16 protein-coding genes are annotated in these 15801 nt (G+C 29.6%); all 16 read right to left on the bottom strand.

Going from position 1 to position 15801, the window contains the following annotated elements:
• Positions 1 to 66: 66 nt before the first annotated feature.
• Positions 67 to 1239, bottom strand: a complete 1173-nt coding sequence (locus ACIQ0M_RS00955; RefSeq protein WP_396148798.1) for a glycosyltransferase family 4 protein — start codon at positions 1237 to 1239, stop codon at positions 67 to 69.
• Positions 1226 to 2608 (bottom strand): asparagine synthetase B family protein, encoded by a 1383-nt coding sequence (locus ACIQ0M_RS00960; RefSeq protein ID WP_396148800.1) that lies wholly within the window; start codon positions 2606 to 2608, stop codon positions 1226 to 1228. The genes ACIQ0M_RS00955 and ACIQ0M_RS00960 overlap by 14 nt, the downstream gene beginning before the upstream one ends.
• A gap of 5 nt (positions 2609 to 2613) precedes the next feature.
• Positions 2614 to 3711 (bottom strand): glycosyltransferase family 4 protein, encoded by a 1098-nt coding sequence (locus ACIQ0M_RS00965; RefSeq protein WP_396148802.1) that lies wholly within the window; start codon positions 3709 to 3711, stop codon positions 2614 to 2616.
• Entirely contained in the window at positions 3693 to 4643 is a 951-nt protein-coding gene (locus ACIQ0M_RS00970) for a glycosyltransferase family 2 protein (protein ID WP_396148804.1), read from the bottom strand. Before ACIQ0M_RS00970 ends, ACIQ0M_RS00965 begins: the two co-directional genes overlap by 19 nt.
• Before the next feature lie 15 nt (positions 4644 to 4658).
• On the bottom strand, positions 4659 to 5123 hold the full coding sequence (locus tag ACIQ0M_RS00975; protein ID WP_396148806.1) for a serine acetyltransferase: 465 nt from the start codon (positions 5121 to 5123) through the stop codon (positions 4659 to 4661).
• Positions 5124 to 5342: 219 nt separating this feature from the next.
• Positions 5343 to 6089: a class I SAM-dependent methyltransferase gene (locus ACIQ0M_RS00980; RefSeq protein ID WP_396148808.1), complete on the bottom strand. Its 747-nt coding sequence runs from the start codon at positions 6087 to 6089 to the stop codon at positions 5343 to 5345.
• A 24-nt stretch (positions 6090 to 6113) separates the two neighbouring features.
• Complete coding sequence (locus ACIQ0M_RS00985; protein WP_396148810.1) at positions 6114 to 7367, bottom strand: glycosyltransferase family 4 protein; 1254 nt, start codon at positions 7365 to 7367, stop codon at positions 6114 to 6116.
• A gap of 79 nt (positions 7368 to 7446) precedes the next feature.
• Positions 7447 to 8388 carry a glycosyltransferase family 2 protein gene (locus ACIQ0M_RS00990; RefSeq protein WP_396148812.1) on the bottom strand — a complete coding sequence of 314 codons (942 nt, stop codon included), beginning with the start codon at positions 8386 to 8388 and terminating at the stop codon, positions 7447 to 7449.
• Positions 8381 to 9355 carry a glycosyltransferase family 2 protein gene (locus tag ACIQ0M_RS00995; protein ID WP_396148814.1) on the bottom strand — a complete coding sequence of 325 codons (975 nt, stop codon included), beginning with the start codon at positions 9353 to 9355 and terminating at the stop codon, positions 8381 to 8383. The genes ACIQ0M_RS00990 and ACIQ0M_RS00995 overlap by 8 nt, the downstream gene beginning before the upstream one ends.
• Complete coding sequence (locus tag ACIQ0M_RS01000) at positions 9348 to 10133, bottom strand: CatB-related O-acetyltransferase (protein WP_396148816.1); 786 nt, start codon at positions 10131 to 10133, stop codon at positions 9348 to 9350. Before ACIQ0M_RS01000 ends, ACIQ0M_RS00995 begins: the two co-directional genes overlap by 8 nt.
• A 2-nt stretch (positions 10134 to 10135) precedes the next feature.
• Positions 10136 to 11584 carry a hypothetical protein gene (locus ACIQ0M_RS01005; protein ID WP_396148818.1) on the bottom strand — a complete coding sequence of 483 codons (1449 nt, stop codon included), beginning with the start codon at positions 11582 to 11584 and terminating at the stop codon, positions 10136 to 10138.
• Positions 11577 to 12599, bottom strand: coding sequence for a nucleotidyltransferase family protein (locus ACIQ0M_RS01010; RefSeq protein ID WP_396148820.1), 1023 nt, complete (start codon positions 12597 to 12599; stop codon positions 11577 to 11579). The genes ACIQ0M_RS01005 and ACIQ0M_RS01010 overlap by 8 nt, the downstream gene beginning before the upstream one ends.
• Positions 12574 to 13272: a cytidylyltransferase domain-containing protein gene (locus ACIQ0M_RS01015; protein ID WP_396148822.1), complete on the bottom strand. Its 699-nt coding sequence runs from the start codon at positions 13270 to 13272 to the stop codon at positions 12574 to 12576. The genes ACIQ0M_RS01010 and ACIQ0M_RS01015 overlap by 26 nt, the downstream gene beginning before the upstream one ends.
• Positions 13272 to 14327, bottom strand: coding sequence for an N-acetylneuraminate synthase family protein (locus ACIQ0M_RS01020; RefSeq protein WP_396148824.1), 1056 nt, complete (start codon positions 14325 to 14327; stop codon positions 13272 to 13274). The genes ACIQ0M_RS01015 and ACIQ0M_RS01020 overlap by 1 nt, the downstream gene beginning before the upstream one ends.
• Positions 14324 to 15163 carry a hypothetical protein gene (locus ACIQ0M_RS01025; RefSeq protein WP_396148826.1) on the bottom strand — a complete coding sequence of 280 codons (840 nt, stop codon included), beginning with the start codon at positions 15161 to 15163 and terminating at the stop codon, positions 14324 to 14326. The genes ACIQ0M_RS01020 and ACIQ0M_RS01025 overlap by 4 nt, the downstream gene beginning before the upstream one ends.
• Positions 15163 to 15801, bottom strand: a complete 639-nt coding sequence (locus tag ACIQ0M_RS01030; protein ID WP_396148828.1) for a NeuD/PglB/VioB family sugar acetyltransferase — start codon at positions 15799 to 15801, stop codon at positions 15163 to 15165. The genes ACIQ0M_RS01025 and ACIQ0M_RS01030 overlap by 1 nt, the downstream gene beginning before the upstream one ends.

Here is a 15801-nt window from a genome sequence, read left to right on the forward strand (position 1 = left end):
GAATTAAAAAAAGTTTCGGAATAGGCCGGAATATTGGGCAAAACCAAACCGATACGATTATTTACTTTAAGACTCATAGGTTTTGTTATAAAGCGTTATCATATCTTGAATCATTTTTTCTTTAGAATGATTTTTTTCAATTTGCTCTCTGGCTAATAATCGCATATTTAAACTGTCATTTTCAGAAAGTTGTGTCACCTTTAAGATTGCGAGTGCCATTTCATCTGGATTTCTGATAGGAACTAAAAAACCATTTTCATTATTCTTTATAACTTCATTCATCCCCCCGCAATCTGTTGAGACTACAATGGTTCCGCAAGCCATGGCTTCTAAAACAACATTGGCTATTCCTTCCTCTAAACTGGGTAAAAGTAACAAACTTGAATTTCGAATCTTTTCCATTACTTGGTCGAATTCCAGCTTTGGAATAAAACAAACTTCATCAACTAAGTCTATTTGCTTCCTATGAAAATAAAGTTCATCGTCTATATCAACACCTACAATTGTGTAAGTAAATTTAATATTCTGATTTTTTACTATTCGCATCGCATCCAAAGCATATCTATAACCCTTTTTCCAGTGATTTCTACCGATAGAAATGATTTGAAGTGTATCGGTTTGAGGTTTACTTTCATTAAAAATGATATTTTGTAAGTCTAATCCACTGTAGACCACTAAACTCCTTTCAGGATTAGCATTATATTTTGTAGCTTCCACTATGATTTTATTTGAAACACCATGAAATCCATCAATAGACGGAAAAACTTCTTTATAAATAGCTGCAAATTTTGGTTCGCAAATTGGTGTATAATTGATATGAGCACCCCGAAGGCTTACGATTAGCTTTATTCCGAATTCTTTGACCCAAATCCAATCAGCGATTGATTTCACCCATTGTACATGTAATATATCCGGTTTGTAATATAAAACAGGATAGTATCGTATTTTTAGTAAAATTGAGTTTTTAGAATTTAATTTTATCCATTGATCAATTTTTTTTTTGTTTTCATCTTGAAAAAGAAAAAGTAATATTGAGTATTTAAATACTAAAATAAATTTACTTATTCTTCCAGAAAAGCCAACAATTTTAATTCGCTTAGAAGGATAGGAAACTTTTTTTGTTAATCTCCCCACTAAAAGTATTTTTTGATTTTCAGTAGCCAATCCATTTATCAGTCTATCGATAAATGTTGGTGGTGGAATTTCTCCACAATGAATAGCTATTTTATACTTTTTCATCAGAAATCAGCTTTGAAAACAAAGATAAGGTTAAAAGTGTGCTTATTGGATGAGAATATTTTAGGTGATCCTCGTTTTTAAACTTATCATAAATTTCTTTAGTTAACTCAGGATTAATAAAATTGATAAAAGAAGTATTATCGAACAACCAATATCTTAAATTTTCATCATTTTCTATGCCTAAAAATTGATTTTCATAATTGTTAACTACCTTATTTTTAGTAATGAATTCTCTATCTATTTTTTTATACATTCGATAAGGTAAATTCCAGGGATGCTTATTCCAATGAAAATTATATAAATTAAAAGGTCTATGATCTTGCCAAGCAATTTTTGCTAAAGCCGGATTTCTCATTTTTATATAAGCAATTTGAATTTGTCGACCTAATAGATATTTTTCAGGAACAGAACAAATAAATTCACACATCCTATTATCGAAATAAGGTAATGTAATCGGCTTCACTGATTCAAAAAAAGATAAATTAACATTAGTCCATCTTGGAGCCCAAAACAAACTTTTGAATGCTCTAATTTGAGAATTAGCATTACTAGGAATGTCTATTTCTTTTAATAAAAAGCTAATTCTTTCTTTCAAATAATTGTCAAAATCGCCTTCCAGTCGCCATGATTCCCATAGCTTTCTGCCTAAAATTAATCCCCCTTTTTTTAACACTTTTTTTACCATTAAGTCAACCTGAGCATCAAGAGATAAGTGATCATCAACTTTCATGTCATCAAAAAGAACATCGCCCCAATGACCAAGACAAAAAACATCTCCCATATTGGAAAACTTATTTACAACTGCTGCTTGTCGAGGATGTGTAAACTCCGTATAACATTGGTTAATTGTTGCGATTATTTCTATATCTTTCCACAAATACCCTTCTGGTATAACCCATTTCTCAAATGGAAACTGGCAAACTTGGGCTATTTTTTGGGCAAAATAAGTTTCGTTAAGTCCATTTTCAAATTTGTAACTATAACTCACAACATTTTTTTTTAAATGAAGAAGTGCTGCTGCTTGTGTTCTGCTATCCAATCCGCCGGAAAGAGGCAGAATAACTTTTTTATCACCCACTTGTTCATTGATAATCGTTTCAAAAAGTATTGCAAATTCATTTACAACTTGTTCAAAAGGTCTTTCAATTGGGGAATAATGCCATTTAAAATAACAATTCTCTGAAACAATGTTTTGCTCATCTAAAGAATAATCAAAAGCTGATTTGAGAACTTTAAGTTCTTTAAAATAAGTATCTTGATCCAAAAAAAAACCTGTTGCGGCAAAAATACAAATAGCCTTTTTGTCTATCTCATTTTTGCAGCCAACAAAAGTTGATTTTGATGGAATAATTGAAGTTCTTAAATTCATTAAAATTAATTTTTGTGCATTAGACTCTGATATAAAATCTCATGCTCTAGAATGCATTTTTCAATCGTATAATTATCAATCGTATATTGTCTCAGCTTTTGACCAATTTGAGTTCTTTCGGTATGATTTTTTTGATAAAATTCATTGATTTTTTCACTTAAATCATAGGCATTTCCTGCTTTGAAAAGTAACTCCGGAAAATCTCTTAAAACATAATTTATTCCTGAAATATTTGATCCTAATACAGGTTTAGCCATGCTCATAGCTTCTACTAGAGCCATTGGCATACCTTCTTTCCGTGAATTATTCAATGTGGGAATAATGTATAAATCAGAATCTGTCAAATAGGGTCTTACATCAGTTTTTTTTCCTAAAAATTGCACTTGATTTTCTAAATTCAATTTTTTGACCAATTCTCGAAGTTCTTCAGCATATGGATCTCTATCATCCCCTAAAACGGTTAGAAATAATGAATTATTTTTCAATTCATTTAAAGCTTTTAGGATGATTTCGATACCTTTTACCGGTACTAAATTTGCAACGGTAATCATCTTAAAAATAGTGCTTTCATCTTTCGTGGAAAATAAATCGGGATTATAATAACTTGTATCTAATCCAAGTGGTATTAATTTTTGGTTTTTTTTCGATGGAAAAAAATGTATCATCTCATGGTTTATAGTTATGATAAAATTGGAGAGGTAGCTTTTAATTTTCCAATGTATGTTACCCCAACTCATAGCCTTTTTTGTGTAAATATATTTTGCTCCACCCAAACGAGCGGCAACTACTTCACTCCAATCACTACTCCAATTCCATGAATCAACAATATCAAATTTATGTTCTTTGATAAAATTTTTAAATGGCTTAATCCTTGAAAAAAAAGTTAAATAGGGTTTCATAGGAACAGTCATTTCTAAAAAATAAATCGGTAAATTGAGTGATTCAATTTCTTTAAAAAAAACGCCTTTATTATTTCTACAAGCTATTGAAATATCAAATTTTTCTTTATCTAAATTTTTAGCTAAGTCATAAACTACCTTTCCACTCCCTGAAGTATCAAAATTTGGAATTGTAAAGAGAATTTTTATTTTGCTTTGAGCCATATTCTGTAAAATGGATTGTATTTAGGATTTGGAACAATTTTATTTAAAATTAAACTAAATCTGTTAAACAAAAAAGCATTCAATTTAAAATTTAATAATCGTGGATCATTCATTATTTCTTTGATATGATGACCAGAATGATGTAATTTTAAAATATCGGCATTTAATTGCCTTTTTAAAATAGTCATCGCTTGAAAATTATTTTTAACAATCTCATTCACCCATAAATTTTTACGGAGATTAAAATAGGATAAAAGTATCCCATCCTTTTCTTTATTACGTTTTGATATGGTAGATTCTTGATGACGCAAATAAAAATTATAAACTTTATTATAAAAATATCCTTTTGCATATAGTCCTAACTTAATAAATAAAAAAGCATCTTGACCTGTCTTGGAGGTGTGAAAACCACCTAAAAAATCAATCACTTCTCTTTTTGCTAAGACGGCACCAGGGCCTTGAAGATAGAAAAAGTTTGATAACCAAATTAAACCAGCTAAAGGAGGTTCTAATAATCCTTCTTTGAGTCCTTCCAACGGTTGTAACATCGTTCTGCCGTCTGAGTATGTTCTTTGAGTTCTACAAAGCACATAATCCACATCAAAATGTTCAATTAATTTAACATCTTCCTCTAGTTTATTGGGATGAATATGATCATCACAGTCAATAAAAATTACATATTTCCCTTTTGCATTTTTAAGCCCGGTGTTTCTTGTATAACCAGAACCTTGATTAGTTTCTGAAAAAATTCTGAAATCTAAATTGGTTTTGGATAATTCTGTTTGTAAAATTTGAAGCGAATCATCCGAAGAATTATTATCTACGAAAATAACTTCAAAATCCTGAAAAGTATATTCTGATAAATTTTTGATAAACAAAGGCAAAAATTTAGCACCATTGAATACCGGAGAAATTATACTTACTTTTTTCATTCTATGCATTTTCGACTATAACATTTTAATAATTCTAGCAGGGTTTCCTGCAATCACACAGTTTGAAGGCACACTTTTTACAACAACCGAACCGGCTCCTATAGTAACATTATCACCAATTTCTATATCACCAATAATTACAACATTGGCTCCTACTTCAACATTATTACCAATTGTTGGGAGTAAAGTATTATCATTATTTTTATTCCCTATGGTTAGCCCATTTCTAAAAGTAAAATTTTTTCCTATTTTTTTTGCGTTGATAACAGTTGCATAAGGGTGATAGGCTATCATTCCGGGTTCTATCTCGGAGCTTCTAAAAAATTTACAATTATAATTTTTAGAAAATAAATAGTCATAAAACCATGATTTACTTTGTATTCGCCATAAAAAAACCACAGAAAACTCAGGATAATGAAGCAACAGATGACTAAACTTTTCTTTAATATTTTTAGTAAGATTTTTATTGATTCTAATCAAATAGTTATACTCAATTTCTTGTTGAATAAATTGGTTCTTTTTTACATGTTTTTCATGTAAAAAAAAAATAAAAAACTTACAAATAATAGTTCGAACTAGTTGTTTTACCCGCTTAGTATTCATTTATTAAATTGTTATATACTTCACTATGGAGTTATATTACTTTTAAGTAGTCAAAAGTAAAAAACAAATTTGATACTTCCGTTTTATAGCAACTATTTAATTTTTAAAAACAGCAACAATAGTAGAAGAGAAAAATTTAGTTGGTTTTTTTTCTATGTATTTATTTAAGAAAAATTTAAACACGAAACGATGTAATTTATAAATAATTTTTTGAAAAGTATTTAATTTTTGATGAACTGAAAACTGAAATCCTCCAAAGTATTCTAAGCAAATGGTTTCTAAATCATTCCGTTTTGCAAAGTCAGTAAACGTCTTAAAGTTCATACATTTCAAATTATGAACATCAAGATTTTTTTTATCAACTAACACCTTATACAAGAAACTATAATACCGTTTATTGGGAATCATAATTAACAAAGTCCCTCCTTTTTTTAAATATTTCAAATGGTTATCCATCACTACAGGATAGTCTTCAAAATGTTCAATAAACCCATTTGATATTACAATATCATATTGTTGTGTAGGTTGATGATTAAAAAAATCAGCTACTATAATATCATATTTTTCAATTCCAAATGAGTGAAATGATTCTTGTATAATTGTTTTATCAGAATTAAAATCTAAACTCGTTGGGACTAGGTTATATTTTGATGCGAGATAGGCTAAATAACGACCGGGATAACCGCCTATTTCAATGATAGATTGTGGAGTTTCATCATTGTTTTTTATTACTAAATCCCAAAATTTGTCGTATTTTGAAACGACCATTTCTATTTGTTTTCGCTGTGCGGTCGATTTTTTATAATAGGTTTCCCAATAATCTTGTGTGGTTAATTTTATCATTACACTAATTTGTATTTAACAAATCTAATCAAAAATATTTGAAAAGACGGACAATATTTTTTCCCCAACGACTTTGCTTTCAAATTCATTCAAAACAAATTTATGACCTTTTTCACCCATTTCCATTCTCAAATCAGGATTTTTGTAGAGCAAGATTAATCTTTCTACAAACTCTTCTTCGTTTTCACTATCAATTAAAAAACCACTTTCATTTGGAATCACTCCGTATTTAATTCCGCCAACATCTGAGGTAATAACAGGTAATTTAAAAAACTGAGCCTCTTGTAACACTAATCCTTGGGTTTCTGAACGTTGCGTATCCTTTTCTGCAATTCCGGGATATAAAAAAACGGAACCGTTGGCCATAATTTTAAAAACATTATCTTGATTCATTGCTCCGTAGAAAACTACATTAGCATCAATATCTAATTTTTCTGCTAAGGATTTTAACTGTGGTAACATTTCGCCATTTCCTATTATATGTAATACCACATTTTCACATCCTTTTTTTATCATTTCATAAACAATTTTTATGGCTCTATCCGGCCCTTTCCAATTAATGAGTCTTCCACAGAAAACAATGTTAAACGTGTTAATTCCTGTCTTTTCAATCAAATGCCGTTTTAAGTAATCTTGTTTAAAACCTACCGGAATTATATATTTATTTGAAACATTAGGTTTAACGGTGGTTAGAATATTTTGTAAATAAATGGAATTGGTTGTGATTGCACTAAAATGTTTAAAAACTCCTTTATAAATTGTTTTATAATGATTAACTTTTGTGGGAGTTAGGTCTGAACCATGAAAAGATAAAACCGCTTTTGAATCACCACACAAACCAAGTTCAAAGGCGTCTGCTACTTTTTTCCCATTAAAACCAAAATGACAATGAACTATATCAAATTTTTTTTTGAATAATAAAATCGGCAAATCGTAGTATACTTTTAGTTTTTTTAGATTATTTGCTAATTCAAAAGGGTTTAGCAAATAGAGGATTTTTTTGTGATTAATTTGAAAAAAGTACTTTCTGTAAAAAACAAATGCCGCTTTAATTATTTTCAATTTACTTCCCGCATTCTTAAAGTGAGTAACCGTAATTTTTTCTAAATTATAATCTGTAAAAATTTGGTGAACAGGTTGATTTTTGGGCTTTACATAAGCAAATACTGTTATTTCATTACCTTTGTCAATCAAATCGGTAATCTGATTTAACACAAAAGTTTCTGTTACAGAAGGAAATGTAGTAACAACAACTAAAATTTTGTAATTTGTTTTCATTCTTTTCGTAACTAAAATAAATCAACAGGGTGTAAAATTAGATTTATTTATGAAAAATAGACATAAAATCTATAGTAATTTAGTCAAAAAATGAATATCCTTTGTTGAATAGAGAATAGGAGACAACTCCGTAACTCATTTTAAGCAACGGAGTAAAAGAATTAATCCTTAAATATAAAACACAAGCTTTTTTATAATATACGAACCAATTATTTTGATGAGCGATTAATTTATTCCTTACCGTTTTTTTATGATAATCAGCAATATGTTTTAGAAAAATTTTCTCATTATCCGGATTTTGTTCTGCCAATATTTTTAAGTGTTTATACCTTGCTTTTATGGCTGATTCAATTTGAATATCATTGGCTTTTTGAATTTCTTTTTTAAAAGAATGCTGATGTTGATAATAAACAACCAACGGCTGATATATTTTAACTATTCTTGCTTTAGCATAAATCATTCGTAAGTTAAAATCCCATTCATCGTGATGACCAATGGCTTCATCAAATAATTCAGGTTGATTATCTAAAAAAGGTTTTCGCCATAAAATTCCACAGACAAAATAACTCACTTTATTTAAAAAATAATCTTCAATTAAATTTTCTGAATCAATTGAATTTATGTCTTGTAAAATCCCTGTAATTCTATCAACTCTTTCTACTTGAGCCAAAACACCATCCGATTCTGGATTAAAACCATTGATATAAGTTTCTAAAGCATGTGGTTTTAAAAAATCATCGCTATCAAAAAAATAAATAAATTCACCTCTCGCTTTTTCAAAACCATAATTTCTGCAGGAATTTGGACCTTTGATTTTATTTGAAGGTCTTTCGAGAAATTGAAAGCGATTGTCTGCATTTATAAAAAGTTGAACTACTTCTTCTGTATTATCATCAGAACCATCATCAATAATTAAACATTCAAATTCTCGATAGGTTTGATTACGAATACTTTCGAGCGTTTGAATTATTAAATTCGCTCGATTATACGTTGGAATGATGATGGAAACCAATTTACCCATTCCAATTAAATTTAAATCTTAACCATCTGTTTCTCAGCTTTTGAGGTGATTTCTTGAAAGCACTCATGACTTTACCTAAAAAAATTAGTTCTAACGCTTTTACTTTATCATACTTTAACAACAGAGGAAAAAACTCATTTAGGATAGAACTTGTTACTGCTTGGTGATTATTTCTGTTACTGGTAACAAATAATTTTATCAATCTATCATAAAAAAAATCTAATAACTCATTCGATTTGATTTTTTCACTTCTTTTAAAATTTTCAAAAAGGAAATACAATAAAGATTCTTTGTATCCTTTGTTATAAATGGCATTTTTTGCTGATTTTGAATCTTCATGTTGTCTGTAAAGAAAACCATATTCTTGAATTATTTTATAATCAGCTGAATTGCATTCAAAAAAAATTCGAGCAAATAATTCTGCTTCTTGTCCGCGTTTCATTGTAGTATTAAATAATTCTTTAGAGCTTAAAAAGGATTTTCTAAATAATACAGAGGGTGTTAAAATTTTTATCTTCCAAAGGATAAAATCGGCATACAAATTGTCTGTATTTTCTATTTCTAAAATTATTTTAGAATCTTCATTTGGAAACCAATTGAATCCGGAGGTAATAACAAATTGAATTTCAGTGGTAAATGCATTAATTTTTTTTTCTAGAAAATCCGGTAACATAATATCATCACTATCAAACCAATTGACATATTCACCCGAACTCAATTCAAACCCATAATTTCTGCACGAATTGGCTCCTTTTAATATAGATTCAGGTCTTTTATAAAATTGAATTCTTTGGTCTTTTTTACAAAATCCTGTGACAATATTTTCAGTATCATCTGTCGAACTATCATCAATTAATAAACATTCCCAATTTGTATAGGTTTGAGATAAAACACTATTTAATGTATCACCCAATAAATGAGCTCTATTATAAGTTGGTATTATGATAGAAACCAATCCATTAGTCATGAATAATATGATTTAATGATTCTTCTGTTACTTCTAGTTCAAAAAATGACTTATTTTTTTTAATCTTTTCTGTAGACCAATTCCACCATGCCAGCTCTTGAAATTGGCTGATAATGTGTGGTTCAAATCGGTAACCTATAATTTTTGCAGGACTACCGGCCACAATTGCAAAGGCGGGAACATCTTTAGTAACCACACTGTTAGCAGCTACAACTGCTCCATTTTCAATTGTAACGCCACCTAAAATGACAGAATGAGCACCAATCCAAACATCATTTTCCAGAATAATGTTTCCTTTATAAACCTTTTCATTTTCCCATTTTTCTTTAAAGAAATTTTGACCAATAAAATAACTGGTAGGCTTTTTAAAATTATGATTAAACGATTGAAAACTAACATTACGGGCAATAGAACAAAAATTTCCTATTGAAACTCCGGCAATTAGATTAGAATGAATATCAATGTTTGGTCCCCATAAAGAAGTAAAATTACCCGTTTTAATTTTTCCAAATAGTGTGGCTCCTAAAATTTTGTTATATTCACCTATTTCTATTTCGCCTTTAAGTGTGCTGTCTTTAACCGAAGAAAAATTTCCAATACTTACTTTTCCTTTGAATTCACTGGCAACAATAGCACAATTTTCAAAAATTATGACTTCTCCTTTGAGTAATGAACCTATAATTTTTGAACTTTCAGGAATTTTAATGGTAGTATTTATTGCGTTTAAACCATTTAAACGGGATTTAACTTTTAATAAAATTCGATTAAATAAGTTCATCACTATTCAAATAATTTTTTTTTAAAAAAAGTTACATTTATATCACTTTGCAAGTTGCTCTTTTGTTGAATGAAAGTATTCAATTTTTGTTGAAAATTAGTATCATCTGGATTCAAATATACTGCCTTTTGAGAGGAAATTAAATCTTGAAATGAAAAAACACCAATCTCATTTAACAAAACAGTAAAAACATTGAAGAAAGAGGCTTCTATAGCAGCACCTGAAAAATGAGTTAAATGCAATGAAGCTTTAGAAAGTAGCAACGGTAGTGGGTCTGTAGATGCTTCATCAAGGTTCACTAATTCTAATACACCTCTACTTTTTAAAAAAGATTTTATGGTATCCTTTTCATTTAACTGTCTTGGATGTAAACGAATGAACCACTCATAAGGATTATTTTTAATAAAATCTACTATTGATTCCGGAAATAACTGATTTAAGGTAAGCGGATTGGGTTGCAAAGTATAAAGAATATAATTTTGATGGTTGTAATTCAATTCTTTTGTTTTCCAATAATCTATCCAAGGATTGCCGATCACATCAACAGAATAATTTGCATTATTTTTTGTCCAATCTTGAATTACATCATGACTTCCTTTGTCCCAACACCAAAAGTTATTAGGAACCATATCATAACCGGATTCAGGCAAATAATACCAACTACTATAAGCTAAATGAACATTAGATTGAGGTCCGTGTTGCATCTCTACCGTTGTAATTTTCAATTGATTTGCAGCTGCTGTTAAAGCGAAAATATCATCTAAATAATAACATAAAATCAATACTTTTTCCGGCTTAATAATCTGAAAAACTTTTTTAAAAAATAACACCTTTGGATATAATTTTTCATGAGCCCATTGAGTAACAAGTTCTTTCGAATAGATTGTAATAAATCGATTGAAAAGTTTGTCTTTACTCAAAAAAACCAAAAAAGAATCGTATCCTTCTAAATGGACATTCTGAGGTAATTTATTAAATTTTTTTAGATACAAAAACCCTTTTAAAGCTTCAGAAAAGGTAAAAATTAAATCCTTGTTGTATTGTTTTCCAGAATTTAGTCCGTATTCAAAATAAATGGAGTCTGATTCGATTTCATATTTTTCTATCAAAATATCAAAATATCTGTTAAATCTAGCATTTCTATAGTCTACACGATGGGCATCTGCTCCTACGAAAATGTATTTTTTTTTAGGAAGCGATTTTAGCCATCTATAATATCTGAAAACTGCTCTTACATTTCTGTATGTAGATTTTAAAAAAATTTCTTTAGATTTTGGCTTTTCATCTCTGTTTTTTACTTCCGATTTTTCTATGGAATGTATCAAATAAAAAAAAAGTTTTATTCGCAAATAAGGCCAAAGATGAATTGAATCTATTTTCCATTGGTTGACCGGAAATTTATTTTCAATTTCTAAAACGAAATTTTTTATATCAATCCTTGATTTAATCATTTTGAATGGCTCTATAATCGTTTGGCAAACCAATGTCCATCCAATCGTCATTGGCTTTAAAAACTTTAACACACAGGTTGCTGTCTTTCGCCTTTAGAAATAAACCGGGCATGTCAAAAAATTCGTTTTTGGGAAGCAATTGTCTTACTTTTTCATTTAGAAGATAAATCCCCAAATTGACATCAAATTTTTTGGTGGGTTTTTCTTTTAAGTCCAAGAGGTTAAAATCTTGGTCATATTCAACTTCTGCATAAGGATTAGTATGGCTCATTTCTTTCACACACATAACTGCATCTGCATGGGAGAAACTATAAAAATCAACTAAATTTAAATAATCAATGTTTGAAATTACATCACCATTGACAACAAAAAAAGGTTTGGTAAACTTATTTTCAGCAATTAAACTCAAGGCTCCGGCGGTACCCAGTCGGGTTTTTTCTTCAATGTATTCTATGGAAACACCGAGTTTTTTTCCATCTAAAAAATAATCTTGAATAAGTTCTTTTTTATAATTGATACAAAAGATAAACTTATTAAAACCTTGATTTTTAAACGATTCTATGATGTACTCCACCATTGGTTTACCTTTAATATGAAGCATTGGTTTAGGAATGTCTTTTGTTAAGTCGCCCAAACGAGAACCCAAACCTCCGGCCATAATTACCACATAATTAGGATAATATTCTGCTGAAAAATTATGAAGCAAAAACACTTCCACTAATTTTTTGTTTTCATCAATCAAGGGAATATGAAGTCTTCTTTTTTCTTCTAAAAAAGACTTAATTTGATGCCTTGGTGTAGTGTGTGGTAACGTAATCGGATTGAAATTAATAATCTCATTCACCTCTTTTTTTTGATTCAACAATGCTTTACGAATATCACCGTCGGTTACAATTCCTATCAATTTGTTTTGGTCATCTACAATTGCCAAAAAACCCACTCCAAAGGCATCGAGTTTTGAAATCACATCTTGAAATGACTTTAAATCTTTAATATTCGCTTGAAATTGAATCATTTAGTTTTTTGTTTAGCAAAAATTCTGCATATTCAAAATCTTCTAGCGTATCTATATCTACTGAATTTTCTCTGGACATTAGATAGGCTAATGAAGTTTCGTTATAGTACTTTTTCTCTCTGATTAGACTCGCTTTAAAAACGAATATAGCACCGTTTGGATAATACGTCTTTCTTTTTTGTTGTCTGTTCAACAATTCTTCTTCAAATATAGGCGAAAAAGTTAAATCATTATTGACAAATTTATGCCATGAAACCGGATGATTTTCTTCAGTATAAGAAATAACCGAAGAGGCACTTTTACTTTGAAAAAGTTCGATAGACTCATCAATATTTTTAGATGTACGTAAAGGGGAGGTAGGTTGTAGAATAATGAACGAATCAACATCAAAACCAGATTCTTTCCATTTATCCAGCATAAAAATATAGGTATCTACCGCTAAAGCTTCATCTGAAGCTAAATGTGCTGGTCTTAAGAAAGGTACTTTGGCACCATATTTAATTGCAATTTCTGCAATTTCTTCGCTATCGGTGGAAACATATACTTCTGTGATGTATTTAGAATTTAAGGCTGATTCAATAGAATAAGCAATTAAGGGTTTATCCAAAAGTATCTTGGTGTTTTTTCCCGGTAATCCTTTTGAACCGCCACGAGCTGGAATTAGTGCAATCATTATTCAAAATTATTCCAATTAAACAAAGAATCCTCTTCAAGATCAGTGTTTAATTTTCTTCCTATTAAATAGTTGTATTCATTCGGAGGAATACCTGTTCCGGGTCTTTTATAGGCCAGGTCTGTTTCCTTTATCACATCTCCTTTTGTTAATTTCTTTGAAGAGACAATACTTCTTCTGAACTTTGATTTTTTTTGTTCTTCTTCATCAGAAACTGTTCGATAAACATTACCCAATGCTGCGGCAATTTTTTTAGAATCTTCACAAATGGTTTTCATTTCAACCGGATTAGCCGATATTTCATGATCCCATCCCGGTAAATCTTTGTCTAAAGTAAAATGTTTTTCTATCACACAAGCACCTAAAGCAACAGAAGCCAGAGGAATAGAAGCTCCAAATGAATGATCGGAAAAACCAATTGGCAAATTAAACGCTTGTTGCAACATAGTAATATTTCTCAAGTGAATATCTTTATCCTTGGGAGGATAAATTGAAATACAATGAAGCAGAACAATATTTTGATTTCCTTCGTTTCGAATGGTTTGTACAGCGGTTTCTATTTCCGCCAACGTTGACATTCCTGTTGAAACAACAATCGGTTTCATTGTTTTAGCGGCATATTTTAAAAATGGGATATTGTTAATATCCATCGAAGCGATTTTTAAAAATGGCACATTCAATTTCACTAACATGTCTATTTCTTCAATTGAAAATGGAGACGAACAAAAGTCGACTCCTTTTTCTTGGCAGTAATTCTTTAACTCTTCATGTTGGTCATCACGCAAATAATACTTTTCTACCATTTCCTTTAGCGACCCAAAATGTTTTTTTGGTGAATCGTCATAGGATTGATTCCGGTCATATTCTTCTTTTGCTATCAATGATTTTGGTGTCCAGGATTGAAATTTAACAGCATCACAACCGCACTCCACTGCACTATCAATCATTTTTTTTGCTAAATCCATATCACCATTATGATTGGCACCGATTTCAGCGATAATATAAGGTTCACAAAAATTATAAACTTCTTTATTTGGGCTTAATTGTATTTTCATAATTGTATTTCTTCCCACCAAAAGGGATTCTGAATAATTGTTTTTTCTTCTATTTTATTGTATTCATCTTCAAGAATATTTCTTTTGAATAGCATATATCTTGATGCTAAATCATTGAATTCCGTATAATTTTTTGCAAGGCTAATGTAATGATTTAATTTTACATTGAATCCTTTCAAATAATCTTCTAAAGTAAGTTTTTTTCGTCCCACAATATTTGTTTCATGTTGACGATAATAAGTAAATGAGCTAAAAGAAAAACCAACTTTACAATTGCTTTTTAGCAAAATACTATAAAAATACCAATCAATTGCTATTAGATTGGATTCAAAATGAATAAAATCTGGTAAAACTTTCTTTTTTATGGCTGTATTTCCTAATCCTAAAAAATTAAATGTTTTAATACTTTCAATCGAAATAGTATGTTTTAATTCTGGTCGATTTGACCAATAAGGACCGCTTATTTCATTTTTTTCTTTATCAACAAGAATGAGATCATTTGCAATAATATCAAACACTTCTAATTTTTTTTTAGAATCTTCTACTCTATTCTCAGAAAAATAATCATCGGTGTCACCAAAAATAATGGTATCATATTTCGATTGTTTTAAATAAGCAAAAAGTTGTGTTCTAACTTCTGCAATTGAGCCACTTAAGTTAATGATTTTGAAAGACAGCTCTCTATTTTCTATATAATTTTGTAAATTTCCTACACCATCATTAACTAATAATAGGTCAAAATGTTTATCTGTTTGATTTTCTAATGAATCCAGAAAATCATTTAGGTAAATTAGATTACCCGGAAAAATTACGCTACAAAAAGCAGTGTTTTTCATTATTTTATTTTTTTGGCAGGATTACCAACATAAATTCCGATGTCAAAAATTGATTTTAAAACTACTGCTCCCATTCCTATGACAGTACCTTCTACAATTTCTACATTTTGTTTCAATGAGGCATTTGTTCCTATTTGTACCAAAGATTTAAGAATAACATTTCCACTGAGAACTGCGGCTGGGGAAAGATGAACATATTCAGCTAAAGAACAGTCATGTCCGATTTGAACAGCTCTGTCAATTATACTAAAATCGCCCACTTTTACATCACAGCTAACGATTGAATTGGGCAAAATCACAACCCCTTTCCCTAAAAGAACTTTCGGATTAAGCAATACTGTTGGGTGAATAATTGTGGGAAAATATGTAAATTTAGGTAAATCATCTACGATTTTTTTTCGAATTATAGGATTTCCTATGGCAATAATCACTTGATATTCATTGACATCTAAATCAACTTGATTTCGTAAAGGACAATTTAAAAAAAAGTCACCATTTTTAACTTCTTTGTCAACAAAAACAACTTTCTCATCCATTGAAATGTTATTGAATTGAAAAATATCTTTTAAACAATAAAAAATATCTTTTGACAAGCCTCCACAACCGAAGATGGCAATTTTTCTATTAAAATCCAACAT

It is taken from the genome of Flavobacterium sp. (assembly GCF_044339515.1).
Taxonomy (GTDB): domain Bacteria; phylum Bacteroidota; class Bacteroidia; order Flavobacteriales; family Flavobacteriaceae; genus Flavobacterium.